The 25,074-nt window shown below is 66.9% G+C and carries 22 protein-coding genes and 1 tRNA gene; 9 read left to right on the plus strand and 14 right to left on the minus strand.

Features of this window, described 5'->3' with window-relative positions:
* The first annotated feature begins 1 nt into the window (after position 1).
* Positions 2 to 3,274: an EAL domain-containing protein gene (locus tag ACVWZN_RS03185; protein WP_456952586.1), complete on the plus strand. Its 3,273-nt coding sequence runs from the start codon at positions 2 to 4 to the stop codon at positions 3,272 to 3,274.
* 18 nt (positions 3,275 to 3,292) lie between these two features.
* Here ACVWZN_RS03185 and ACVWZN_RS03190 read toward each other — a convergent pair whose 3' ends face one another.
* The 3 genes from ACVWZN_RS03190 to parC are packed head-to-tail and all read right to left on the minus strand — an operon-like array spanning position 3,293 to position 8,579.
* A complete protein-coding gene (locus ACVWZN_RS03190; RefSeq protein WP_456952587.1) occupies positions 3,293 to 5,629 on the minus strand; it encodes a penicillin acylase family protein in 2,337 nt (778 codons plus the stop codon).
* 46 nt (positions 5,630 to 5,675) lie between these two features.
* The gene (locus tag ACVWZN_RS03195; RefSeq protein WP_456952588.1) at positions 5,676 to 6,332 is read right to left on the minus strand and encodes a thiopurine S-methyltransferase; all 657 of its coding nucleotides are present in this window, start codon (positions 6,330 to 6,332) and stop codon (positions 5,676 to 5,678) included.
* 3 nt (positions 6,333 to 6,335) lie between these two features.
* On the minus strand, positions 6,336 to 8,579 hold the full coding sequence (gene parC, locus ACVWZN_RS03200) for a DNA topoisomerase IV subunit A (protein WP_456952589.1): 2,244 nt from the start codon (positions 8,577 to 8,579) through the stop codon (positions 6,336 to 6,338).
* Between the two features lie 219 nt (positions 8,580 to 8,798).
* On the opposite strand from parC, the gene ACVWZN_RS03205 reads away from it, so the two are divergent.
* Together ACVWZN_RS03205 and ACVWZN_RS03210 are read left to right on the plus strand one after the other, a co-directional pair.
* Positions 8,799 to 8,885 (plus strand) — tRNA-Leu (locus ACVWZN_RS03205).
* Between the two features lie 220 nt (positions 8,886 to 9,105).
* Entirely contained in the window at positions 9,106 to 9,291 is a 186-nt protein-coding gene (locus ACVWZN_RS03210; RefSeq protein WP_456952590.1) for a hypothetical protein, read from the plus strand.
* 50 nt (positions 9,292 to 9,341) lie between these two features.
* Here the strand turns inward: ACVWZN_RS03210 and ACVWZN_RS03215 are convergent, their stop codons facing one another.
* On the minus strand, positions 9,342 to 9,965 hold the full coding sequence (locus tag ACVWZN_RS03215; protein WP_456952591.1) for an RES family NAD+ phosphorylase: 624 nt from the start codon (positions 9,963 to 9,965) through the stop codon (positions 9,342 to 9,344).
* Positions 9,966 to 10,066: 101 nt separating this feature from the next.
* Between ACVWZN_RS03215 and ACVWZN_RS03220 the strand changes: the two genes are divergently transcribed.
* The 6 genes from ACVWZN_RS03220 to ACVWZN_RS03245 all read left to right on the plus strand — a co-directional run bounded on the left by ACVWZN_RS03220 (position 10,067) and on the right by ACVWZN_RS03245 (position 16,487).
* Complete coding sequence (locus ACVWZN_RS03220) at positions 10,067 to 11,080, plus strand: magnesium transporter CorA family protein (RefSeq protein ID WP_456952592.1); 1,014 nt, start codon at positions 10,067 to 10,069, stop codon at positions 11,078 to 11,080.
* Positions 11,081 to 11,119: 39 nt separating this feature from the next.
* On the plus strand, positions 11,120 to 13,546 hold the full coding sequence (rnr, locus tag ACVWZN_RS03225) for a ribonuclease R (RefSeq protein ID WP_456952593.1): 2,427 nt from the start codon (positions 11,120 to 11,122) through the stop codon (positions 13,544 to 13,546).
* A 424-nt stretch (positions 13,547 to 13,970) separates the two neighbouring features.
* Positions 13,971 to 14,732, plus strand: coding sequence for a 23S rRNA (guanosine(2251)-2'-O)-methyltransferase RlmB (gene rlmB, locus ACVWZN_RS03230; RefSeq protein ID WP_027082872.1), 762 nt, complete (start codon positions 13,971 to 13,973; stop codon positions 14,730 to 14,732).
* A complete protein-coding gene (locus tag ACVWZN_RS03235; RefSeq protein ID WP_051235079.1) occupies positions 14,732 to 15,007 on the plus strand; it encodes a CBU_0592 family membrane protein in 276 nt (91 codons plus the stop codon). The genes rlmB and ACVWZN_RS03235 overlap by 1 nt, the downstream gene beginning before the upstream one ends.
* Positions 15,008 to 15,174: 167 nt before the next feature.
* Positions 15,175 to 15,738: a sigma-70 family RNA polymerase sigma factor gene (locus tag ACVWZN_RS03240; RefSeq protein WP_456954698.1), complete on the plus strand. Its 564-nt coding sequence runs from the start codon at positions 15,175 to 15,177 to the stop codon at positions 15,736 to 15,738.
* Positions 15,739 to 15,740: 2 nt separating this feature from the next.
* A complete protein-coding gene (locus ACVWZN_RS03245) occupies positions 15,741 to 16,487 on the plus strand; it encodes an anti-sigma factor (protein ID WP_456952594.1) in 747 nt (248 codons plus the stop codon).
* A 3-nt stretch (positions 16,488 to 16,490) separates the two neighbouring features.
* Here the strand turns inward: ACVWZN_RS03245 and rnt are convergent, their stop codons facing one another.
* From rnt to pstS (ACVWZN_RS03295), 10 genes are all read right to left on the minus strand, one after another.
* On the minus strand, positions 16,491 to 17,117 hold the full coding sequence (gene rnt / locus ACVWZN_RS03250; protein WP_027082876.1) for a ribonuclease T: 627 nt from the start codon (positions 17,115 to 17,117) through the stop codon (positions 16,491 to 16,493).
* A gap of 58 nt (positions 17,118 to 17,175) precedes the next feature.
* Positions 17,176 to 17,934, minus strand: coding sequence for an HvfC family RiPP maturation protein (locus ACVWZN_RS03255; RefSeq protein WP_456952595.1), 759 nt, complete (start codon positions 17,932 to 17,934; stop codon positions 17,176 to 17,178).
* Positions 17,924 to 18,790: an HvfB family MNIO-type RiPP peptide maturase gene (locus ACVWZN_RS03260; protein ID WP_456952596.1), complete on the minus strand. Its 867-nt coding sequence runs from the start codon at positions 18,788 to 18,790 to the stop codon at positions 17,924 to 17,926. The genes ACVWZN_RS03255 and ACVWZN_RS03260 overlap by 11 nt, the downstream gene beginning before the upstream one ends.
* Positions 18,791 to 18,800: 10 nt before the next feature.
* The gene (locus ACVWZN_RS03265) at positions 18,801 to 19,145 is read right to left on the minus strand and encodes an HvfA family oxazolone/thioamide-modified RiPP metallophore (protein WP_456952597.1); all 345 of its coding nucleotides are present in this window, start codon (positions 19,143 to 19,145) and stop codon (positions 18,801 to 18,803) included.
* Positions 19,146 to 19,350: 205 nt separating this feature from the next.
* On the minus strand, positions 19,351 to 20,046 hold the full coding sequence (gene phoU, locus ACVWZN_RS03270; RefSeq protein WP_456952598.1) for a phosphate signaling complex protein PhoU: 696 nt from the start codon (positions 20,044 to 20,046) through the stop codon (positions 19,351 to 19,353).
* Between the two features lie 13 nt (positions 20,047 to 20,059).
* Entirely contained in the window at positions 20,060 to 20,869 is an 810-nt protein-coding gene (gene pstB, locus ACVWZN_RS03275; protein WP_456952599.1) for a phosphate ABC transporter ATP-binding protein PstB, read from the minus strand.
* A 29-nt stretch (positions 20,870 to 20,898) separates the two neighbouring features.
* The gene (gene pstA / locus ACVWZN_RS03280) at positions 20,899 to 21,747 is read right to left on the minus strand and encodes a phosphate ABC transporter permease PstA (protein WP_456952600.1); all 849 of its coding nucleotides are present in this window, start codon (positions 21,745 to 21,747) and stop codon (positions 20,899 to 20,901) included.
* On the minus strand, positions 21,747 to 22,709 hold the full coding sequence (gene pstC, locus ACVWZN_RS03285; RefSeq protein WP_456952601.1) for a phosphate ABC transporter permease subunit PstC: 963 nt from the start codon (positions 22,707 to 22,709) through the stop codon (positions 21,747 to 21,749). The genes pstA and pstC overlap by 1 nt, the downstream gene beginning before the upstream one ends.
* Positions 22,710 to 22,807: 98 nt before the next feature.
* Positions 22,808 to 23,884 carry a phosphate ABC transporter substrate-binding protein PstS gene (pstS, locus tag ACVWZN_RS03290; protein ID WP_456952602.1) on the minus strand — a complete coding sequence of 359 codons (1,077 nt, stop codon included), beginning with the start codon at positions 23,882 to 23,884 and terminating at the stop codon, positions 22,808 to 22,810.
* 149 nt (positions 23,885 to 24,033) lie between these two features.
* Positions 24,034 to 25,038, minus strand: a complete 1,005-nt coding sequence (gene pstS, locus ACVWZN_RS03295; RefSeq protein ID WP_456954699.1) for a phosphate ABC transporter substrate-binding protein PstS — start codon at positions 25,036 to 25,038, stop codon at positions 24,034 to 24,036.
* Between the last annotated feature and the right edge of the window lie 36 nt (positions 25,039 to 25,074).

Below are 25,074 nucleotides of genomic sequence, written 5' to 3' on the forward strand. Positions count from 1 at the left end.
CATGACTTCCACCGAGGCGACCCCGAAGAGCTCCCGCGACGCCGCACGGCCCGCGCGGGATCGGCGCAGGCTGCGCCTGCTCGCCGTGGGCTGGGGGCTGGCCGCGCTGTTGCCGGTGATCGCGCTGCTGCTCGCCGCGACCGACTACCGCGAATACCAGAACGCCCGGGAACTGCGCAGCCGGCTTGTCACCGACGCCGTGCAGCGCCAGTTGCTCGACCGCCTCACCCTGATCGGCCGCCAGCTGGCCGACGTGGTGTCGCCGACGGCGGACGGCCAGCTCGTGCCGATGCGCGACATCACCGTGATGCCCGCCACGCCGGCGGACCTGCCGAAGTCCTCATGGGCGACCGTCGGCGCGCCCGTGCGCGTCGGCACTGCATGGCGCCTTCCGGTATCGCGACGCGTCGGCGACCACGTGGTCCGCGCGACCATCGATCCGCGCACGCTCACCGCCGTCGTCCGCGGCTACCGCCTGGACGGCCACGATTTCGTCAGCCTGATCCAGGACCAGCGCGTGCTGGTCGCGGGATCGTTCCGCAGCGAACAGGCGATCGGCGAGACGATGGTGTCGTCGCCACTCTTCGCCAGTGAGCGTGCCAAGCAGCACGAAGGCCGCTACATCTCGACGACGGTCACCGACGGCCGGCGACGCGAACACAGCTTCCGTCGCCTGCCCGGCACCGGGCTCACCATCGTCGTCGGCACCGAGCCGCCGGCGTTGCTCGACATCTGGGGCCGCCCGGCCGGCGCGATCTGCCTGATCGCATTGATGCTCGCCGTCGCATGGGGCTGGCTGGTGCGTCGCTTCGATCGCGCGCTGCACGTGCTGCACAACCGCGAGGAGCGCCTGGAGCAGGCGAAGTCGCTCGCCATGCTCGGCGAATACGAATGGGACCCGGAAGCCGGTGTCATCCACGTCACGCGGCACGGTGCGCGCATCTACGGCCTGCCGGAAGACACGCGCGTGCTGCCGTTGGACGACGTCTTCGCGATGGTGCATCCGGACGACATCGGCGAATTGCGTGCGCTGGCGCGTTCGATGCGCCCCAGCCCCGACCCCACCGAGATGCAGTTCCGCATCATCCGGCCCGACGGCGTCGAGCGCGCCGTGCTCGCGCGTAGCGTGTTCGCGCGCGACGAGGATGGCCGCACCATCGTGCGCGGGTTCCAGCAGGACATCACCGAACTCGCCGATGCGCGAGCACGTGCGGTGCGCGCGGAGGGCGAGTACCGCTTCCTGTTCGAACACAACCCGTTGCCGATGTGGGTGTTCGACCGCGAGACGCTGGAAATCCTCGCGATCAACGACGCGATGGTCGCGCACTACGGTTACACGCGCGACGAACTCGTCGGCGCGAGCATGCTGTCGATCCGCCCGGAGTCCGAGCACGAAGCGGTGCGCCTCGCGGCGGCCGACAAGTCGACCGCACGGCCGCAGGGTCGCGTGTGGACACATCTGCATCGCGACGGCCGCACGATGCGCATGGCGATCTACAACCATGACATCGACTTCCATGGCCGCACTGCGCGACTGGTGGCCGCCCAGGACGTCACCGACCGCGAGCGCGCGGAAGAACGTTTCCGCCTCGTGTCGCGCGCAACCAGCGACGTCATCTACGACTACGACGTCGCCAGCGGCGACATCTGGTGGAGCGAGAGCTACTACACGCGCTTCGGCACGTTGCCCCAGCCGGTCGCGCCGGTCGACGAATGGGCAGTGCGCGTACATCCCAGCGATAACGCACGCGTTCTCGCCGGGCTCAAGCGTGCGCTGGAAGCGGACGACGCGGAATGGCGCGAGCAGTACCGTTACCGACGTGGTGACGGCAGCTATGCGCTGGTGATCGACCGCGCCTTCATCCAGCGCGATACCAACGGCACCGCGCTGCGCGTCGTCGGCGGCATGCTCGACATGAGCGAGCGCGAGAGCTACGAAGAGCGCCTCGCGTACCGCGCCACGCACGACGCGCTGACAGACCTGCCGAATCGCCAGCTGCTGCAGGACCGCCTGCAACAGGCGCTGCTCAACGCGCAGCGTTACGGTCGCGGCGGCGTGCTGATCTTCATCGACCTCGACGATTTCAAGCTGGTGAACGACACGCTCGGCCACACCGCGGGCGACCAAGTGCTGTGCGAGGTCGCCGAACGCCTGCGCACCGTGTCGCGCGAGACCGATACCGTCGCGCGCTTCGGCGGCGACGAGTTCGTCATCATTCTCACCGAGCAGATGGGCGACGCCGGCGCGACCGAAGTCATCCGTCGCATCAGCGAAGCGCTCGCGCGACCGATCGACGTCGGCGATACGCAGCACATGCTCACCGCCAGCCTCGGCTGGTGTCGCTTCCCGGAAGCGGGCAAGGACGTCGAGACGCTGCTCAAGCATGGCGACCTGGCGATGCACCAGGCCAAGCGCCAGGGCCGCAACCGCGCGGTGCCGTTCCAGAACGAATTCGTCGACGGCGTGTCGCGTCGCGTGCAACTCGTGAGCGAACTGCGACGCGCGCTGGAACGCGACGAGTTCGTGCCGGTGTTCCAACCGTTGTTCGACAGCAACGAACGCCCCGTCGCACTCGAAACGCTGGTGCGCTGGATCCATCCGGAACGCGGCCTGCTGATGCCGGGCGAGTTCATTCCAGTGTGCGAGGAAAGCGGCCTGATCGTCGAGCTCGGCCGTCGCGTGCTCGACCAGGCGGCGCGTCATTACCGCCTGCTCGCCGACTCGGGCCTGCCACATCTGCGCGTCGCGGTGAACGTGTCGCCGGCGCAGTTCAACGACGACCTGGTGCAGCACGTTGCCGAGACGATGGAGCGTCATTCGCTGCCGCGCGAAGTGCTCGAGCTCGAGATCACCGAAGGCCTGCTGATGCAGAACCCGGAGCGTGCGATCGAACTGATGCAGCAGATCGCCGAGATGGGCGTGAGCTTCTCGATCGACGACTTCGGCACCGGTTATTCCAGCCTTGCCTACCTCAAGCGCTTCCCGATCGACCGCCTGAAGATCGACCGCTCGTTCGTGCGCGACCTCGGCTCCGATGAGGACGACGCGGCGATCTGCAATTCGATCATCGGCCTGGCACACGCGCTCGACATCCGCACGGTGGCGGAAGGCGTCGAGACGTCGCTGCAGCTCGACTGGCTGCGCGCGCGGCACATCGACGAAGTGCAGGGCTACCTGCTCGGCCGGCCGATGCCGTTCGAGGAACTGCTGCCGCTGCTCATGCGCTACGCCGATCGCGGCCGCGCAACGTTGCCGCGGCCCGAAATCGCCTGACGATCGATCGCGACGAGGTCAGCGCGCCGCGGGCTCCAGCGTCATTCGGTGCTGCGTTGCACCCGGCAGGAACGGCGTCGCCCGACCGTGCACCCAATCCTCGTGTCCCGCAGCCCAGTACGGCGACGCGGGATTTCCGGTCGGCCCGCCCGGCACATGCGTGATGCCTTCGGCTTCGTGGCCCGGTGCGACCACCATGCGTTCGGATGCACCGAAATCCGGCGCGACCGCACGCGGCGTCAGGCTGTCGCCGTCCAGCGGTTCGGACGGCATGCACAGCAGCCGACTCGCGAACGGCAATGCCGCGGCGAGCGGATGGCAGATCGACCCGGTGTTGCGCTCGCCCCAGGAGCGCTCGTTGAGCGGGCCGTGCTTGGCCAGCCCGTCGCGCACCTGCGCAGCAGCGTCGTCGAACAGCGCATCCCATGATTCGAAACGCGGGTTGAGCAGGTTCACGGGTCGCTGCGTCACCATCGGCCATGCGACGCCTTCCAACTGAGGAAGCTCCGGCATCTCGGCCTCACCGCCCAACGCGGCACGCGCCGGCATCAGCAGACCTTCGCGCACGCGGTCGAGCACGGTCTGTCGCCATGCGCGCACCAGCCGGTACTGCACGGCATTCGCGGTTGCGCGTGGTTCGAGCGGGCCGCGGTCGAGTGCGCGTAGCGCGGACCCCGCGGGGCTGCGCGATGCCGCGTCGTGCATCAGCGTCGCCCAGCGCTGCAGGAAGACGCTGCGATCGTCCAGCTGGATGTCGAGCAGGTCGCGTTCGTTGAATTGCGACTTGGCCATCAGGTCGTCGCGGATGCGTCGCGCGCGCACCGCGAGCACGTAGCCGCCATCACCGATGCGTTTCAGGTCGTCGGCATCGGTGACGCGTGCATTCGCCGACCACAGGCGGCCGGAGGCGGGATCGATCACCGACGGCGTTGCGACCGTCGAGATCGTCCACGGCGGACATGTCGCGCCGTCCGAGATGCCCGCTGCGTTACAGCCGGGCGCGCGTTGCGGAACTGGGCCGAGAAGTCGCCACGCGATGCGGCCGCTGCGATCGGCGACCAGCAGGTTCTGCGCGGGAATAGCCGTGGCATCGGCTACGCGCATCGCGTCGTCGATCGACGCTGCATGCGCCATGTCGAGCAGCCCGAGATTCACGGCACCCGGCAGATGCGCGACCCATCGACGCACCAGTGCACGATCCTGCACGTCGAAATGATCGATCGGCCCCCAGGGCGTTTCGAGCACATCCACGGTCATGTTCGGCAGCACGCGCTCGCGGAACTTGCGCGCCATCGGGCACGACGCGCGATGGCAGCCGGGCACGACGATCCAGTCCAGCCAGTCGCCATAGCTGTTGGTGAAACCCCAGGCGACGTGCGTATTGCTGCCGACGATGACGCCCGGCAGGCCGGGCAGCGTGAAGCCGGTGACGTCGACGCGGCCGCCGGGCGCGCGCGGGTCGGCGTAACGCAGGCGCGCACGGAACCAGATGTCGGGCACGCGCAGGCCGAGGTGCATGTCGTTCGCGAGGATGGCGCGACCGTCGCGCGTCAGCGATCCGGCGACCGCGAAGTTGTTGCTGCCGACTTCCGGACGCGGCTTGAACGGCGCGATGGCTTTGGCTTGCGTCGCCCATTGATGCAGGTCGATCACGTTCGCGCCCGGCAACGCCGCATCGCCGCGCGGCTCGCCTTCCAGTGGCGCATCCCAGCTGCTGCCGTCGTGCAGCACCAGCGCCTGCAGCGCGGGCGGCAACGTCGGCAGCACTCTGGACAACGCAAGTTCGCGCGCGCCGCTCGCGTCCTGCAGGTCGTAGTACATGGCGTAGCCCACCAGCGGCGTGTCTTCGATCGCCCAACGCCGCGGTGCCTGCCGCAGCAGCAGGTAGGGCCACGGCCGCACGCGCAGCGAGCCGACACCGGCGTTGATGCCCGCGACATACGCATCGACGACCGGGCGTCGTGCGCCCATCGCCGCATCAAGATTCACGGTGACGCGTGCGCGCAGTCGATCCTGGCGGTGCTTCGCGTCGAGCGGGAATGCGCGCACGCCGAACAGTTCGGACAGCTCGCCGGCCGCGACCCGCCTCATCAGGTCCATCTCGAAGTAGCGTTCCTGCCCGTGCACGTAGCCGAGTGCACGCATGGCGTCGGCTTCGTTCGCGGCATCGATCGTGACGACGCCAAGCGCATCGCGCTGGATGCTCACCGGTGCGGACAGGCCGGGCAGGGCGACGTTGCCGTCCATTCGCGGCACGCTGCCGCGCATCGCGAACCATGCGGCGAGCGCCAGCACGATCAGGAGAACCACCAGCGCGATCGCGATGCGCGCGATCCGTCGAGTCCAGCGCTTCATGCACGTCCCCTCGTAAGCCCCGCCGTACTGTACGCGCGGCGCGAGGTCAGCGGCGGGCGATCCGGTAGACGGCGGTCGACAGCGCGGTCACGCCTTCGTCGACGAAGGACGGCTGGCTGTCGAGGATGTCGCGGCGTTCGAGCAATTGGACCTGCCAGTCGCGGCCGTACAACGAACGCGCCTCGTCTTCCTCGACCGAGAACGGCGGGCCGGCCTTCTCGCGCTGCGGATACTCAAGCGTGATCAGCAGCCCGCGGCACATCGCCGGCAGCCGTGAGTACAACTCGCGCACGTAGCTCTCGCGCATCTTCGGTGGCAGTGCGATCAGCGCCGCGCGATCGAACACTGCGTCGCAGTCACGTAGCGCGTCTTCGTCGAGTGCGAACGCGTCGCCGCAGATGATTTCGATGTCACCCGCGCGGAAATGACGCCCGTAGCGGCTGTCCTCCACATCCGGCGTGAGCTCGTGTTCCGCGAAGAACTGCTCGACCGCGTGCTGCGACAACTCGACGCCGAGCACGCGCAGACCTTGTGACGCGAACCACGCGAGATCCAGCGACTTGCCACACAACGGAACGAATACGCGCGCGCCCGGTTGCACGCCGAGTGACGGCCAATGCTTGAGCATCAGCGGCGTCGGGCGGTCCTGGTGGAAACCGATCCGCCCGTCCTGCCATCGCGAATGCCAGAAGCCTGCGTCCATGCGTTATTCGACGAGCAGCCCTTCGACCTTCTGCCAGCCGCGCGGCAGAAGCCCGCCACGCGCGCCGCGCTGGCCCATGTAGCCCTCGAGTTCCTTGTACGACACGGTCATCGTGCGCGAACCCGACAGCACCACCAGTGACTGCTCCGGCGTCACCACGACCACGTCGACCACACGCTCGGTGCCGAGCTTCGCCTTCGGGATCTCGATGATCTTGTTGCCCTTGCCGCGATCCATTTCCGGCAGCTGCCCGATCGGGAACGCGAGTACGTGGCCAGCACTCGTTGCCGCGACCACGCGTGCGCCCTTACTCGTCGGCGCCGGGGACGGTTGCAGCACCTCGGCGTTCGGCGTGAGCGACACCATCGCCTTGCCCGCCTTGTTGCGGCTTACGAGGTTGTCGAACTTGGTGACGAAGCCATAGCCGTGGCTGGTCGACAGCAGGAACGTCTGCTCGGCTTCGCCGCTGGTCACCGCCTGGAACGACGCGCCCGACGGCGGCGCGAAGCGGCCCGTCAGCGGCTCGCCGTTGCCGCGCGCCGAGGGCAGCGTGTGCACCAGCGCGGAATAGCTTCGACCGGTCGAGTCGAGGAACGCGACCTGCGCCGTGCTGCGGGTGCGCACGGCGGCGAGCAGTTCGTCGCCCTCGCGATACGACAGGCTTGCGGCGTCGATCTCGTGGCCCTTCGCGGCACGCACCCAGCCCTTCTGGCTGACGACAACGGTCATCGGCTCGCTGGCGACCAGTTCGGTTTCGGAGATCGCCTGCGCCGCGCCGCGCGCGACCAGCGGCGAGCGACGCTCGTCGCCGAACTTCTTCGCGTCGGCCAGCAGTTCGTCCTTGATCAGCTTGCGCAGCTTGGCCTTGCTGCCGAGGATGGACTGGATGCGTTCGCGTTCGGTGGCGAGGTCTTCCTGCTCGCCGCGGATCTTCATCTCTTCCAGCCGCGCAAGCTGGCGCAGGCGCGTTTCGAGGATGTAGTCGGTCTGCTCTTCGGTCAGCCCGAAGCGCGCCATGAGCACCGGCTTCGGCTCGTCCTCGCTGCGGATGATGCGGATGACTTCGTCGAGATTGAGGAAGGCGACCAGCAGGCCTTCGAGCATGTGCAGGCGACGCTCGACGCGTTCGAGGCGGTGCGTGAGTCGACGCGTCACCGTGTCGCTGCGGAACTGCAGCCATTCGCTCAGCAGCGCCTTCAGGTTCTTGACCTGCGGCTTGCCGTCGAGGCCGATGATGTTGAAGTTGATGCGGTACGAACGTTCGAGGTCGGTCGTCGCGAAAAGGTGGCCCATCAGCGGATCGACATCGACGCGATTGCTGCGCGTCATCAGCACGATGCGCGTCGGGTTCGCGTGGTCGGACTCGTCGCGGATGTCTTCCAGCCACGGAAGCTTCTTCGCGCGCATCTGCGTCGCGATCTGCTCGATCACCTTGCCGGGCGACACCTGGTACGGCAGCGCGGTGATGATGATGTTCTGGCCGTCCTTCTGCCACACCGCACGCGCACGCACGCTACCGATGCCGGTTTCGTACATCTGCAGGATGTCGGCGCGCGGCGTGATGATTTCCGCCGTGGTCGGATAGTCCGGGCCGTGCACGTATTCGCAGAGATCGCGCGTGGTCGCGTCCGGATCATCCAGCAGCCGCACGCAGGCGCTGACGACTTCGCGCAGGTTATGCGGCGGCACGTCGGTCGCCATGCCGACCGCGATGCCCGTCGTGCCGTTGAGCAGCAGGTGCGGCAGGCGCGCCGGCAGCCAGCTCGGTTCCTCGAGCGTGCCGTCGAAGTTCGGATCCCAATCCACCGTGCCGTGCGCGAGTTCGCCCAGCAGCACCTCGGCGATCGGCGTGAGCTTGGATTCGGTGTAGCGCATCGCCGCGAACGATTTCGGGTCGTCCGGCGAACCGAAGTTGCCTTGGCCTTCGATCAGCGGATAGCGGTACGAGAACGGCTGCGCCATCAACACCAGCGCTTCATAGCAGGCTGAGTCGCCGTGGGGATGGAACTTGCCGATGACGTCACCGACGGTGCGCGCCGACTTCTTCGGCTTCGCGCCGGCGTTGAGCCCCAGCTCGCTCATCGAATAGATGATGCGGCGCTGCACCGGCTTGAGGCCGTCGCCGATGAAGGGCAGCGCGCGGTCGAGCACCACGTACATCGAGTAGTCGAGGTAGGCGCGCTCGGCGTATTCGCGCAGCGGAATCTGCTCGAAACCGTGGAAGGTGGAGCGGGGCGAATCGGTCATGGATTTCCGGGAGGCGACGCGAGCGGCGCTCGCGATGGCGCGGGCTCGGCCCGCGGGAGTTCGATTTCGCATTGAATTCTACGTGCGCGCCAGGACCTGCCGCCGAGCAACGAGCATCGGGCGTGGGGGTCTCAGCCGCCGCGACCGGATGCGGTCAAATTGATGCTTGCGTATCGTTGACATCGCGCCGCTTCCGCCCCAAGATACGCGCCGCACCTTGCCCGGGTGGCGGAATTGGTAGACGCACTAGCTTCAGGTGCTAGCGGGGGCAACTTCGTGGAGGTTCGAGTCCTCTCCCGGGCACCAAATATCGAAAGACCCCCGAGCGATCGGGGGTTTTTTCGTTTCACGCACCGCGTCATCGTGCTGCGCGATCCAGGTTTCGCCGTCCGGCGCCGAGCGTGCCGATCGCCAACCGCTGAATCGACGGCGAACGCAAATCGCGCCGCGCGTCCGCCTTTGCCCAGTCTTCACCATCGACGCGCGACGTTCGGGTCGTGTTACCTCGATGGACTGGAGAGACCCGATGAGCAAGCGAGAACTGATCGAGCCGAATCCCGGTGATAAGCGTTACGTGCGCCGCGATTCGAAGGGACGTTTCAGCGAATCCGACGATGTGGGTCGTTCGCTGTCGCAGGACCAGAAGCGCCACGCCAAGAACGATGCCGGCCCGGGGCAGGGCGATCGCGGCGACCGCCAGCGCTCGCACTGAGTGCCGGCAACGAAAAACCCGCGGACTCCGCGGGTTTTTCGCATCTGCGATCAGTGACGGGTCAGGCTGCGGAGTCGCTCGTCGATCCGGATCGGGGTGACGTACACGCCCTGGATCAGCGGTGCGTCGACGTGCTGCGGATTGATCAGCAGGTTGCAGCTCTCCTCCGACAGCGCGCTGGGCACCTGCGCGGCCAGTGACTGGTGCGAGGTCGACCATGCGTCGCCGACCTGCTGCACGTCGCTGCGATACGGCCGCTCGCGCCATGTCGACGGATAGGCCTGCACGACGGTGATGCGTTCGCGCGGCAGGTGCGCCTTGGCGAGATAAGCGGTTTCCGGCGGCTCGCCCTCGCAATGCGCGAGGAACTCGAGCAGCGCCGCCGATGGCGACATCGACGCATAGACCGCCGGCGTGCCCTCGGAGGTCCAACGCCCGGACTTGTTGCCATTCGCCGCGAACGGCTTTTCCTTCTGGTCCTCGCCGACGATGCGGTAGACGGTGACCGTGCCGGGATGATCGGCGCTGTGTTCGGACGCGCCGACGCTGTTGCTGGTGGGCGTTGCAGTGAGGTGGACGGTCGCGGAAACCGGGTCGCTGGCGGGAAACGTGTCCTTCAGCGCCTTGTCCAGTTCCTTTTCGGTGGGGGCGGACGGGGTGTGCGGGTTGTGCATGGGCTCCTCGCGGACAGGCATCGGCACGTGCAGGGTAGGTTCGGTTTTAACAAGGCCTACTCATGGCAGCCGTGAAGCTGCAGCCGCTTAGGAGGCACGCCATGTCCAGCCCGTCCGCTCCATCCCCGGCCGCCGCGCCCGCGGAACCCGTCATCCGTGCGCTGCTGTTCGAGAGCGACCACCCCAGCCGCGAGATCGTGCCGGCCGAACTCAGCACTTACGCGCCCGTGCCGGACGAGCGCCTGGTCTGGGTCGACGTCGTGCGCGAGAAGGGCCTGCCCGAAACAACGGCCGCGCTCGGCGCCGATCCTTCGCGGCTCGATCCCGACGCCCCCAGCGAACTGGGACTGGTGATGGACGGCGACTGGAAATACCTGCACATGCGCGCGCTCAACTGGCGCGAAGGAAGCAAGCCCAGCGATGTACCGGTCGCATTCGGCATCGGCCCGAATACCGTGCTGAGCGTGCATCGCGAGCCGGTCGACTTCATCAGTAGCGTTCTGGACAACGAGGCCGACCACCTGCGGGTCGGTCGCCTCGAAGCCACGAGCTTCGCGACGACGTTGATGGATCGCATGCTCACGGACTACCTCGATGCGCGCGACGCTTTCGAAACGCGTCTGGATCGGCTCGAGCTTCTCATTCTGCGACGCCCGAAGGCCGCGCACCTCGCGGAGTTGCAGTCGTTGCGGCACATGGCCTCGAAGCTGCGTCGGCATCTTTCGTCGCAACGGGATCTGTTCGACGCGCTGGGCCGGCCCGACTTCGATCCGTGCCAGTCCGAATCGGCGGAACGTCATTGCCAGCTCGTGAGCAAGCGCTACAGCAACGTGATGCAATCGATCGAGGCGGTGCGCGAACTGGTGAACGGCAGCTTCGATCTCTACACCTCGCGCGCGGCGGAGAGCACGAACGAAGCGGTGTACACGCTCACGATCGTGACCGTCGCGATGGGCCTCGTCGCGACGATCGCGGGTGTGCTGGGCATGAACTTCCAGGCCCCGATCTTCGACTCGGGCCCGGTCGGCTTCTACATCTCGGCCGGTTTCATCAGCGCCGTGCTGCTGGCGTCGGGCATCTGGGCCGCGTGGCGTCTCTGGCGAACCGCGCGCTGAGCGACATCGCCTTCATGAACGTGTGAGACGATCCCGTTCATGAAACGAAAGAACGCAGGAAAAGGAGCCGGCGCCGGAAACGGCGGCGGCGCGAAGAAGGGACCGTCGACAGCAAAGCGCGGCGCACGAAGAACAGGCGGTGGCGGGAAGCAGGGCGGCCCCAAGCGGCCGGGCTGGATGCCGGAACCGCCGAGGCCGCTACGCGGTCGCGGTGACGCACCGTCGGTGGACCCGCATGCACAGCGCGAAGCGGCGCGCTACGACAAGCCGATCGGCAGCCGGGAGATGATCCTGCAGATGCTGGCGTCGTCCGACGGCCCGCTGCCGATGGATGAGATCGCCGATCGCCTCGAAATCAACGATGACGAGCGCCGAGATGCACTCGGTTTCCGTCTGCGCGCGATGGTGCGCGACGGGCAACTGCTGCAGAACCGCAAGGGCGCGTATCTGCCGGCGCAGCAGGTCGACCTGATTCCGGGCGTCGTCATCGCGAACCCCGATGGTTTCGGGTTCCTGAAGCCCGATCCCGGACACGGCGACGATCTGTTCCTGCCGCCCTTCGAAATGCGTCGTGTGATGCATGGCGACCGCGTGCTGGCGAGCGTCACCGGTGTGGATCGTCGTGGTCGTCGCGAAGGTGCGATCGCGGAGATCCTCGAACGTCGCCTGACGCGCTTGATCGGCCGCTACGAAACGCGCGCGGGCGTCGGCTTCGTCAATCCCGACGATCGACGCATCCAGCAGGACATCCTGATTCCGCCGGATGCGACGAACGAGGCGCAGAACGGCCAGCTGGTCGTCTGCGAAATCACCGAAATGCCGGACGGCAAGCACGTGCCGGTCGGTCGCATCCTGACGGTGCTCGGCGATCGCCTGACCGCGTCGCTCGCGGTGCAGGCGGCAATCCACGGCCACGATATTCCGCACGAATTCCCGCAGCCCGTGCTCGAAGAAGCGGCGTCGATTCCGATCGAAGTCGACGATGCGACCGCGAGCGGCCGCGTCGACCTGCGCAAGGTCCCGCTGGTCACCATCGACGGCGAAGACGCGAAGGATTTCGACGACGCGGTCTACGCCGAGCCGAATCGCGACGGTTTCCGGCTCATCGTCGCGATCGCCGACGTCTCGAACTACGTGCGCCCCGGCACGCCGCTGGACGACGAAGCGCAGAAGCGCGCGACCAGCGTGTACTTCCCCGGTTTCGTCGTGCCGATGCTCCCCGAGACGCTGTCGAATGGTATCTGCTCGCTGAAGCCGAAGGTCGACCGCCTGTGTTTCGTCTGCGACATGCAGGTCGATCGCAAGGGGCAGGTCACGTCGTCGAAGTTCTACGAAGCCGTGATGCATTCGCATGCACGCCTGACGTACACGCAGGTGTGGAATGCGATCGGCGATGGCGTCAGCGACGAGGATTGCTCGGAAGCGCTGGGCGTCATCGGTTCGCTGCAGCCGAACATCGAGAACCTGCACCAGCTGTTCCGCATTCTGGTGAAGGCGCGCGAGCGTCGTGGTGCGATCGAGTTCGAATCGGGCGAAGTGCGCTTCGTCATCGGTCCCAAGGGCGAGGTCGTGCAGGCCGGCATGATCCAGCGCAACGACGCGCACAAGCTGATCGAGGAATGCATGATCGCGGCGAACGTCGAGGCGGCGAAGTTCCTGATCGCGGCCGAGGTGCCCGCGCCGTATCGCATCCACGAACGGCCGCCGGAGCAGAAGTACGAAGACCTGCTCGAATTCCTCAAGGAGTTCGGGCTGAGCATGCCGGCTTGGCCGAAGGTGCAGCCGAAGGATTTCACCAATCTTTTGAAGAAGATCCGCGAGCGGCCGGAAGCGGCGTTGCTGGAGTCGGTGTTGCTACGCAGCCAGGCGCTTGCCGTTTATGCGCCGGGCAACGTCGGGCATTTCGGGTTGGCGCTCGAGGCCTATGCGCATTTCACGTCGCCGATCCGTCGCTATCCCGATCTGCTCGTGCATCGCGCGATCAAGCACGCGCTGAGCGGCGCGAAGCCGGAGAAGTTCCGTTACTCGCCGAGTGCGATGGCGCAGCTATCGCTGGATTGCTCGGCGCGTTCGCGTCGTGCCGATGAAGCGGAGCGCGAGGTCGACGAACGCTACCGTGCGGCATGGATGGAGCAGCACGTCGGTGGCGAGTTCGACGGCACGATCAGCGGCGTGACGAGCTTCGGTCTCTTCATCGAACTTGATGGCTCGAAGGTCAACGGGCTCGTGCATGTCACGCAGCTGCCGAACGACTTCTATCACTTCGATCCCATCCGCAAGACGCTCACCGGTGAGCGCCGCGGGCGCGAGTACCGGTTGGGTGATCGGGTGCGGATCGTGGTGTTGAAGGCGAGTGTCGAGGACCGGCGGATCGACTTCCGGTTGGTGGGCGAGGAGGCTGCTGGTGGGGCGAAGCCGTTGCCGTCTCGGGGGCAGCCGGCTAAGAGGAAGAAGGTTCCGTATTGAGTGGGCGCGCTGGTCGGCGTTTGCCGGCCGGCGCTCGAGTCGGGTCGCCTGCTGCGATCGTTGTAGCGAGTTGGGCAAAGCGTTTCGTGCGCTGACGCGCCCGAGTCACTTTTCTTTGCTGGTGCAAAGAAAAGTAACCAAAAGAAGGCACCTTCCCCCGACAGATCTACAGCCTGCGACCGGGCTGCTCTGTCGAAATCGCCACACTCGGCCTCCTGCCTCGGGTGGCGACGGCGCGCGTCCTGCGCGCCGCCCCTTCGGGGTCTTCACGATTCGGGCGGCTGTTGAAGTGACTGCCTGCTCGCTGGTCGCATGCTCGGTCGGCGCCGGCGTCGGCGACGACGTGGTCCACGGCGGCCGCATCGGCGGTGCTGTGCTGCGCCGCCTCCGGGCGCAACCCGCCCTGGCGCGGCACAATAGGCGCATGAGCAAACAGAATCAGTGGATTGCGGGCATCAATGCGGTGTCGGCGGCGCTCCAGAACGATGCGGAGCATGTGCGCGAGGTGTTGCTGGAGGCGGGGGCGAAGAATCCGCGTATCCAGGAGATCGAGACGCTCGCGCGGCGGTTGGATATCGACGTTCGCCGGGTGGCGCAGTCGGCGCTGGACGGCGCGTCCGGTGGCGTGCGGCATCAGGGCGCGATCGCGCGATATGTCGCGGCCAAGACCTGGAGCGAGAACGAGCTCGACCAGCTCATCGAGGCCGCAGAAGGTCGCGCGCTCGTGTTGATCCTCGACGGCGTGCAGGACCCGCACAACCTCGGTGCGTGCCTGCGTAGTGCGGCCGCGGCGGGTGCGACGGCGGTGGTGATTCCCAAGGACAAGTCGGTGCAGGTCAATGCGACCGTACGCAAGACGTCGGCGGGCGCGGCGGATGCGGTGCCGGTCGTGCCGGTCACCAATCTCGCGCGGACGATGAAGGATCTGCAGAAGCTCGGCGTGTGGCTTTATGGCCTGGCCGGCGAAGCGGACGCCTCGCTGTATTCGATCGACCTGCGCGGCAACGTCGGGCTCGTGCTCGGTGGCGAGGGCGACGGCCTGCGTCGACTCACGCGTGAAACCTGCGACGGGCTGGTGTCGATCCCTATGCCGGGTGCAGCGTCGACCGCGGTCGAAAGCCTCAACGTGTCGGTCGCTACCGGCGTTACCTTGTTCGAAGCGGTACGACAGAGGAGCGCGCGCTGATGCAGGACGAAGCACTCATTTCGCTGCACTGGTACGACCTGGTCGGGCTCGCCGGCTCGTTCGCGATCCTGCTCGCGTTCTACCTCGCGCAGTCGCGTCGGTTGTCGGCGACGGGCATCGTCTACCAGTTGCTCAATCTCTTTGGCGCGGCTGCGGTGCTGGTATCGCTGGTCGGTACGTTCAACCTTTCCGTTGCCTTGCTCGAAGGCGCGTGGATCGCGGTGAGTGCGTACGGAATCGTGCGTTCACTTCGAGAACGCCGCACGCGCAGCTGATCGCTGCATCCGCAGCAGGCGTCACCTCGTAGATCACGGTGAGCACGCCATATCGGCGTGCTTGCCAGCGACCCGCACGGGTGGCATAACCGTCGGGCCTTCGGCGCCGGCCGGGGGATGCAGTGATCGCCATCGCCAGCTACAGCTTCGACGGGGCCTCCATGCTCATCTCCGCGCCTGCCACGGGCGATACCGACGCGCACGCCGAGTTGTTGCTCGACGTCGCCGACGGTGATCGATCCGCCTTCGAACGCCTCTATCGCGCCGCGTCGTCGCGACTGTTCGCCATCTGCCTGCGACTGCTGCCCGACCGCGCGGAAGCCGAGGACGTGCTGCAGGAGGTGTTCACCACCATCTGGCACAAGGCCGACCAGTTCGATCCGCACCGCGCGTGCGCAATGGCGTGGATGGCAATGATCGCGCGCAATCGCTGCATCGATCGCCTGCGTTCGCCGAGCCATACCGTGCGCACCACCGCGATAGAACTCGGCGACGAACTGCCCGACAACGGTGAAACGCCGATCGACGCCGCCGAAGCATCGGATGATCGCGACCGCCTGCAACATTGCATGCAGCGCTTGGACGAACGACGTCGCGGTCTGATCCGCACCGCGTTCTTCGAAGGCGCGACCTACGAGGAGCTCGCGACGCGTTCCGGCGCGCCGCTGGGCTCGGTGAAAAGCTGGATCCGACGCGGCCTGTTGCAGCTGCGCGCGTGCCTGGAGCAATGACCATGCGCGAGCACGATTTCGACCGCGACCCGCCCTCCGACGACCTGCTCGCCGGCGAATATGTCCTCGGTGTGCTCGACGAGCGGACGCGTCGCGAGGTGCGACTGCGCATCGCGCGTGACCCCGCGTTCGCGCGGCTCGTCGACGACTGGAGCGCGCGCTTGGACCGACTCAACGACGAGCTGCCGCCAGCGACGGTGCCCGACCACGTGTGGCCGCGCATCCGCACGCGACTCGGCTGGTCGCCGGTGGCGGGTGGCCGTGAGCGCGCGGGCGCCGGATTCTGGAAGGCCGCGACCGCAGCGGGCTTCGCAGCTGCCGCGGTATTGGCGGTGGTCGCGGTGCAGAAGCCACGCGTGATCAACGTGCCGGTCCAGAGCGTCGCTTCGCAGGCCAAGCCCGTGATGCCCGAGCTGCCGGTCACGCAGCTGATGACCAACAGCGGGCAGATCGCGTATCTCGCGACGCCCGATCCGCACGGCGGCGGTATGTGGCTGGTGCCGGTGCCCGGCACCGTGCCGGAAGGCCAGATGGCGCCGGTGCTGTGGCTGATCGCGCCGGGGCAGAAGCCCAAGTCGCTGGGTTACGTCGGCGCGTCGCACTCGCACTGGGTTGACGTGCCGAAGGCCGAGCTGCACGCCGGCATGCAGTCGGGTTGGACCGTCGCCATCACGATGGAACCGGTGCAACCGGTCGCACCGCAGTCGCCGTCGTCGAAGCCGATGGCGGCCGGCACGCTCTCGCTGTAGCGCTTATGCCTTGTTCGACGGCGCGCCCGCGCCGCCGAGCATCGGCCACGCGTTGACGATCTTGCAGAACAGTTCCGCGGTGCGCTCGGCGTCGTACACGGCCGAGTGCGCTTCGCTCGCCTGCCAGTCGATGCCCGCCGCCTGCAGCGCACGGCCGAGCACGGTCTGCCCGTACGCAACGCCCGCGAGCGACACGGTGTCGAACACGCTGAAGGGATGGAACGGATTGCGCTGATGCTTCGAGCGCGCGACCGCCGCGTTGAGGAAGTTCAGGTCGAAATGCGCGTTGTGGCCGACCAGGATCGCGCGCTGGCAACCGTGCTTCTTCATCGCGGCGCGTACCGGTGCGAACACCTGGTCCAGCGCCTGGCGCTCGTTCTTCGCGTCGCGGAACGGGTGGTCGATGATGATGCCGGTGACTTCCAGCGACTTCGGATCGATCTCGGTGCCCGGCGCCGGCATCACGTGCGCGTTGGTCGTCGGGCAGGGAACGATGCGTCCGTCGGCGTCGAGATCGAGCGGAATGACCGCGATTTCGAGCAGCGCGTGCCGGTTCCAGTCGAAGCCGCCCGTCTCGACGTCGACGACGACGGGCAGGAAGCCGCGAAAGCGCGAGGCGAGTGAAGGCACGGGGAGGCGGGATCGTCGACGCGGGCCGGAAGCCTAGCAGACCGGCCGGTAGCGGCCGTCAGGCGGCGATGCGCGTGCCGAGGATGATGCCGTCGCGGCGATACGTTTCGAGCAGGGCGATGCCGGCGTCCATGAACGCGTCGACGTCGGGCGTGCCGACTTCGTTCGCGAGCGCGCGCAGCCGGGTTTCGCCGGTGCTTGCATCGTCATCGACAAGGCCTTGCAGCAGGTGGAACGCCAACACATCGAGCGCGTGGAAACCGACGCTCCCGTCGTCCCGGCGATGCACGAGCAGCAGCGTCGTTTCCGGCGAGGGCGGTAGCGCGCCGGGGGCGATTCGATGCACGGGCCAGTCGTAGGCCAGCGGCCAGGCGAGCGGCGACAGCACAGGCGCGCCGCTTCGCAGGTCGCCGCGCGGATCGTGCGCGACGTCCTGCGGACGCTCTTCGCTGATCTGCAGCGCGAGTTCGATCCATTCGTAATGCGCGAGTTCGCGAAGCCACGGCGGATCGTCGCGCCCAGCGTCTGCACGCGTGTCGAGATAGCGCATCAGCTCCCGCGCGAGTTCGGTGAACACGGGCGTGCGCGCGCCGTGCTCGCGAAGGAAGTCGCGGATCAGCGTGTGCCACGCGTCGTTGCCGAGTGTCGCGCGCATGACCGGGAACGTTCCCGCCAGCAGCGATTCGACGTTGTTGAAGACGAGGTCGGCATAGATCTTCAGTCGGCGTGCTTCGATGCCGGCCGGCGCCGGCGCCGTGTCGGGATCGCGGACATACGCGCTCAAGGCATGCAGCGAGTCGAACGCCTCAGGCGGCATGACGCCGGCCAGTGGACGCACGCCCTAGCCGCGAACGTACGCCGTCCAGTTCGGCGACGAGTTCGTCGAAAGGCGGCAGGTTGAAGTCGCGCTCGAGCAGCGTCGGTCGCGGGCCGAAACGCGCGTAGGCCGCGTCAAGCAGGTCCCACACCGGTGCGGCGATGGGCGCGCCGTGCGTGTCCACCTTCAGGTCGTCGGCTTCGTCGTAATGCCCGGCAACATGGATGTATGCAACGCGTTCGCCCGGCAACGCAGCGAGGAATTCGTGCGCGTCGTAGCGATGATTCGTCGCGTTGACGACGATGTTGTTGACGTCGAGCAGCAGGTCGCAGTCGGCGCGTTGCAGTACGTCGTTGATGAAGTCGATCTCGCGCATCGCGGCTGAGTGGGCCGTGTCGAGCGTCGCGTAGTACGAGATGTTCTCGACGGCGATGCGTCGGCCGAGAACGTCCTGCGTGCGACGGATGCGATCGATCACGTGATCAACCGCGGCACGATGGAACGGCAGCGGCATCAGGTCGTACAGCTGGCCCTGCGAGTCGGTGCACGCGGACAGATGCTCGCTGTAGATCGCGCAGTCGAAACGCTCGAGGAAGCGCCGCAGTTTCAGCAGGAAGGTTTCGTCGAGCTCACCGGGGCCGCCCAACGATAGCGACAGCCCGTGGCAGACGACGGGCCAGCGGGCGGCCAGCGACTCGAATGCCTCACCGAGCGCACCGCCGACGCCCATCCAGTTTTCCGGCGCGACCTCGATGAAGTCGACGGTCGCATCCGATGCCGCCTGCAGCGGGCCGAGCAAGGCCCGCCGCAGACCGAGGCCCGCGGCATCCGGCGCCAAGATGCGCGTCGCGGCCATCAACGAGCGGTCAGATCGACCCGCCGCACTTGCCTTCGCCGCACTTGCCCTCGGCCATCTTCGCGTCGGCGACCTTCTTGTCGGCGGCCGGTTGCATCTTCGGCTTGGCGGCGTCGGCCTTCATGGCGTCGGCCTTGGCCTTGTCGGCACCGCACTTCATCTCGCCGGCCTTCTTGTCGGCGCCGCACTTCATTTCGGCTGCCTTGGTGTTGGCGTTGGCGTCAGTCTTCTGCGGCGCATCGGTCGCGGACAGCATGTAGCCCTGCGTGAGCGGGGTGGACGCGAACGCGGTACCGGCCAGCAGCAGGGAGCCGGTGAGGGTGGCGAGGGTGGGGGTCTTGAGGGAACGGGACATGGGGTGACCTCGTGTCGGGCGGGCGGGCCGCGAGAAGCGCGATGCTAGCGCGGCGGGCTGTGGTCGGCAGCCGGAAGGTCCGAGCGGCCGGACGGCGGTTCATCCGTCGTCAGACCTCAACTACGGCGATTTGCGGAACGTGGATGCACGCGAGTCCAACGAAAACGGGCGGCCGAGGCCGCCCGTCGCGCAAATCCCGCAGACTTCAGAGCGTCGCGGTATTGCTTTCGTCGGCCTTCTCGCGCGGCGGCAGTGCTTCTTCACCGCGCACGAGGAACCAGATGTTTTCGGCGATGTTGGTCGCGTGGTCGCCGATGCGCTCGATGTTCTTCGCCATGAACAGAAGGTGCGTGCAGGGCGTGATCGCGCGCGCGTCTTCCATCATGTAGGTGAGCAGTTCGCGGAAGAGACCGGTGTAGGCGGCGTCGATCTCCGTATCCGCGGCACGAACGCGCTGAGCGGCGTCGGTATCGCTGTCGCGATAGGCGGCGATGACGTCGCGCACCTGCTGCACCGCGAGCTTGCCGATCAACTGCAGCCCGGCGACGTGCGGCAGCGGCGGCGCGGTGTTCAGCGCCATCGAGCGCTTGGCGACGTTCGCAGCGTAATCGCCGATGCGCTCGATGTCGGACGCGATGCGGATCGCCGCGAGGATCTCGCGCAGGTCGCGCGCCATCGGGCCGCGCAGCGCGAGCTTCATGACGTCGTGGCTGACTTCGTGCTCGATCGCATCGATCGCTTCATCGTTGGCGATGATGCGCGCGGCGGCCTTGTCGTCGCGCCGCTGCACCACGTCGAGTGCGGCTTCCAGCTGCGACGCGGCCATCTCGCCCATGCGCAGGGTTTCGTCGAGCAAGCGCTTCTGCTCGGCGTCGTAGCTCTTGAGGATGTGGTCGTGCATGTGCGTGCCCCTGTCAGCCGAAGCGACCGGTGATGTAGTCCTCGGTCTGCTGCTTCGAGGGGTTGGAGAAAATCGTTTCGGTGGTGCCGTGCTCGACCAGCTCGCCCAGGTACATGAAGGCGGTGTAGTCCGAGATGCGCGCGGCCTGCTGCATGTTGTGGGTGACGATCGCGATGGTGAAGTCGCGCTTGAGGTCGTCGACCAGTTGTTCGATGCGACTCGTCGAAATCGGGTCGAGCGCGGACGTCGGTTCGTCGAGCAGCAACACGTCCGGACGCAGCGCCACGGCGCGTGCGATGCAGAGCCGCTGCTGCTGCCCACCGGAAAGCCCGAGCGCGCTCTGGCCCAGCTTGTCCTTCACTTCGTCCCACAGCGCCGACTGGCGCAGCGCCTGCTCGACGCGGTCCTTCATGTCGGCCTTCGACAGGCGCTCGTGATGGCGGATGCCGTACGCGACGTTCTCGAAGATCGTCATCGGAAACGGCACCGGCTTCTGGAACACCATGCCGACCTTGCTGCGCAGGCGATTGAGCGGGAAGCGCGGGTCGAGGATGTTTTCGCCGTCGAGCAGCACTTCGCCGTTCGCGTTGAGCTTCGGATACAGCGCGTAGATGCGATTGAAGATGCGCAGCAGCGTCGACTTGCCGCAACCCGACGGCCCGATCAGCGCGGTGACGCGCTTCTCCGGAATCTCGAGGTTGATGTTCTTCAGCGCGTGGAACTTGTCGTAATGGAAGTCGAGCCCGCGCGCGGCGAGCTTGACCGGCGCGGCCGACGCCGCCGCTTGCGCGGTCGCCAGGTGGAAGCGGGGAGCGTCGTTCATGGCGAGATCCGGAGGCAGGGCGGCATTCATCAGTCGTGGGACACGCGGTTGCGGGCGACGAGCGCGCGAGCGAGCAGGCTCACCGCGAGCACGAACAGCATCAGCACGAAGGCGCCGGCCCATGCGAGCGAATGCCAGGCGTCATAGGGGCTCATCGCATACTGGAAGATCACCACGGGCACGTTCGCCATGGGCGACGACACATCGGTGGACCAGTACTGGTTGTTGAGCGCGGTGAAGAGCAGCGGCGCGGTCTCGCCGGAGATGCGTGCGAGCGCGAGCAGGATGCCGGTAATGATGCCCGGCAGCGACGAGCGATACAGCACCTGCACGATCACCTTCCACTGCGGGATGCCCAGCGACAGCGCCGCCTCGCGCATCTGCGTTGGCACCAGGCGCAACATCTCGTCCGTGGTGCGCACCACCACCGGCAACACGATGAAGGCGAGCGCGATGCCGCCGGCGAGCGCCGAGAAGTGGCCCATGCGCGCGACGACGAGCGTGTAGACGAACAAGCCCAGCACGATGGACGGCGCCGACAGCAGGATGTCGTTGACGAAGCGCACGGTGTCGCCGATCCAGCTGCGGTTCGAATACTCCGCGAGATAGGTGCCGGCCAGCACGCCGATCGGCGCACCCATCGCGATGCCGAGCGCGCTCATCAGCGCGCTGCCGAAGAAAGCATTGAGCAGGCCGCCTTCCTCACCCGGCGGCGGCGTCATCGCGGTAAACAGCGCGCCATTGATCGACGCGATGCCGTTATGCAGCGTCGTCCACAGGATCCAGACCAGCCAGAACAGGCCGAACGCGGTCGCGAGGACCGCGAGCACCTGCGCGACCACATTGGTCACGCGGCGGCGCGTATAGAGCGACAACATCAGGTGCCCTCCCGCTTGGACAGGCGACGAAGCATCAGGCGCGCCACCGACAGCACCACGAACGTCACCAGGAACAGCACGAAGCCGAGCGCGATAAGTGCGGAGCGGTACTGCTCGGAGTCGGCTTCGGCGAATTCGTTGGCGATGGTCGCGGCGATGGAGTTGCCCGGCATCAGCAGCGATGTCGTCAGCTCATGCGCGTTGCCGAGAACGAACGTCACCGCCATCGTTTCGCCGAGCGCGCGGCCCAGGCCGAGGAAGACGCCGCCGATAACGGCCGAGCGCGTGTACGGCAGCACGACGTCCCACACGACTTCCCAACGCGTTGATCCGAGTGCGTACGACGATTCCTTCAGGCGGTTCGGCACCGTCAGGAACACCTCGCGCATCACCGACGCGATGAATGGAATGATCATGATCGCGAGCACGAGGCCGGCGGTGAGCATGCCGAGCCCGAGCGGCGGGCCCGCGAACAGGGCGCCGATCACCGGCAACGTGCCGAGGTGCGCGTCGATCCACGGATACACGTGCTCGCTCAGGTACGGCACCAGTACGAACAGGCCCCACATGCCGTAGATGATCGACGGGATGCCCGCGAGTAGTTCGATCGCGCTGCCGACCGGGCCACGCAGCCACTTCGGCGCGATCTCGGTGAGGAACATTGCGACGCCGAAGCTCACCGGCACCGCGATGATCATCGCGATGAGCGCGGTGACGATGGTTCCGTAGATCGGCACCAACGCGCCGAAGTCCTGCCCGACCGGATCCCACGCACGCGACGTAAAGAAGTGCAGGCCGAACCTCTGGAACGTCGCGCGTCCGCCCCAGGCCATCGACAGCGCGGCGGCGGCCAGCGACACCAGCACGAACATGCCGGCACCGGTGACGAGCCAGCGGAAGCCGCGGTCGGCGGCGGCGTCGCGCGTGGTGGAATCGAGGGCAGGGGCGGGAATGGCGCTCATGTCACCGTGCGAAGGCGTGGGTCAGGACGCGTCGTGCGTCGTGCAACGTCGGATGGAATCGCGTCGCTCGATGCACACAGGCATCAAGCGTCGTGGCATCACTTGAACTGCGCGGTCCAGTACGTTTCGACCTGCGACACCAGCTCCGACGGCAGCGGCACGTAGTTCAGCGACTGTGCGGTCTTGCCGCCGTCGTGCATCGCCCAGCGGAAGAAGTCGAGCGTCGCCTTCGAGCGCGCCGCGTCCTTAGGCTGCTTGTACATGAGGATGAAATTCGTCGCGGCGATCGGCCACGCCTGTGCGCCCGGGGCATTGGTGATCACGAGGTTGAAGTCGTGCGCATTCTTCCAGTCGGCGCCTTCGGCAGCGGCCTGGAACGAGGCGATGCTCGGCTGCACCCACTGGCCCGCGGCGTTCTGCATCTGCGCGTGCGCCATGCCGTTCTCGGCGGCGTACGCAAGTTCGACGTATCCGATCGAACCCTTGATCTGCTTCACGTACGCGGCGACGCCTTCATTGCCCTTGCCGCCGATACCGGTCGGCCAGTTCACCGACGTGCCTTCGCCGACCTTGGTCTTCCACTCCGGGCTGACCTTCGAGAGATAGTTGACGAAGTTGAAGGTCGTGCCCGAACCGTCGGAACGCTTGACGACGTTGATCTTGATCGCGGGCAGCGCGACGCCGGGATTGAGCGCCGCGATCGCAGCGTCATTCCACATCGTGACCTTGCCCAGATAGATGTCGGCGAGCACCGCGCCGGTGAGCTTGAGCTGGCCGGCGGCGATGCCCGGCAGGTTCACGACCGGCACCACGCCACCGACGGCCGACGGAAACTGCCCAAGGCCCGCGGCCGCGAGTTCGTCCGACGCGAGCGGCTTGTCGCTGGAACCGAAGTCGACCGTGCCGGCCTTGATCTGCGCGATGCCGCCGCCCGATCCGATCGACTGGTAGTTGATCTTCGAGCCGGTCTTCTGGCTGTACTCGGCCGACCACTTGGACAGCAGCGGATAGATGAACGTCGCGCCGGCACCGGTGATCGTCGCTTCCGATGCGCTGCCTGCAGGCGTGGCGGCCGTGGTCGATGCATTCGGTGCCTTGTCGGCGGAGCCGCCGCCGGAACAGGCGGTGAGGGCGATCGAAAGCGCGAGGGCGAGACCGAGGCGTGCGACGTTCATGGAAAGCTCCGCGAATACAGGCGCGCCGCCCCGATGGCGGCACCACGGCGCTATGAAATGATGTTTTTGTTACACGTCGATGACACGGCCGCCGCAACGCGAACGGGCCCCGCGAAGGGGCCCGTCCTGACGAGCAAAGCAGCAGTGGATCAATACTTCGCGTTGGTCGACCAGTAGGTCTCGATCTGCTGGACCAGCGCGTCCGGCAGCGGCACGTAGTCCAGCGCCTTGGCCGAGGTGTCGCCGTTGGCGTAGACCCAGCGGAAGAACTCCTGCGTGTTCTTCGAGCCGGCGGCGTTCTTCGGCTGGCGGTGCATCAGGATGAACGTGGTCGCCGTGATCGGCCAGGACTGCGCGCCCGGCGCGTTCGTCATCACCAGGTAGAAGTCCTTGGCGTTCGTCCAGTCGGCGCTGGCGGCGGCCGCGGCGAAGGTCTCGTCGCTCGGCAGCACGAAGTTGCCGGCGGCGTTCTTCATGCGCGAGTACGCCATCTTGTTCTGCAGCGCGTACGACAGCTCGACATAGCCGATCGCACCCGGAATCTGCTTGACGTACGCGGCAACGCCTTCGTTGCCCTTGCCACCAATGCCGACCGGCCACTGCACCATCGTGCCTTCGCCGGCCTTCTGCTTCCAGGCCGCATTGACCTTCGACAGGTAGTTGGCGAAGTTGAAGGTGGTGCCCGAACCATCCGAGCGGTGCACGACGGTGATCTTCTTCGCCGGCAGCTGCACGCCGCCGTTGAGCGCAGCGATCGCCGGGTCGTTCCACATCGTGATGTCGCCGAGGAAGATGCGGGCGAGCGTGTCGCCGTCGAGCTTCATCGCGCCGGACGCCACGCCCGGGACGTTGATCACCGGCACGACGCCGCCGATCACCGACGGGAACTGGATGAGACCGGACTTGGCCAGGTCATCGGGCTTGAGCGGCATGTCGGTGGCGCCGAAGTCGACGGTGCCGGCCTTCGCCTGCGCGATGCCGCCACCCGAACCGATCGACTGGTAGTTCACCTGCTTGCCGGTGGCCTTCGCGTAGTCGGACGACCACTTGGAGATGGCCGGATACACGAACGACGAACCCGCGCCGGTGGCGTCGGCCGCGTGCGCGGCGAAGCAGGCGAGGGCCAGGGAAAGCGCGAGCGCGCGCGCATGCATGGAACGCGAGCTGAGGGACTTCAACACGGATGGACT

The sequence above is a fragment of the Lysobacter sp. HA35 genome (assembly GCF_054061195.1).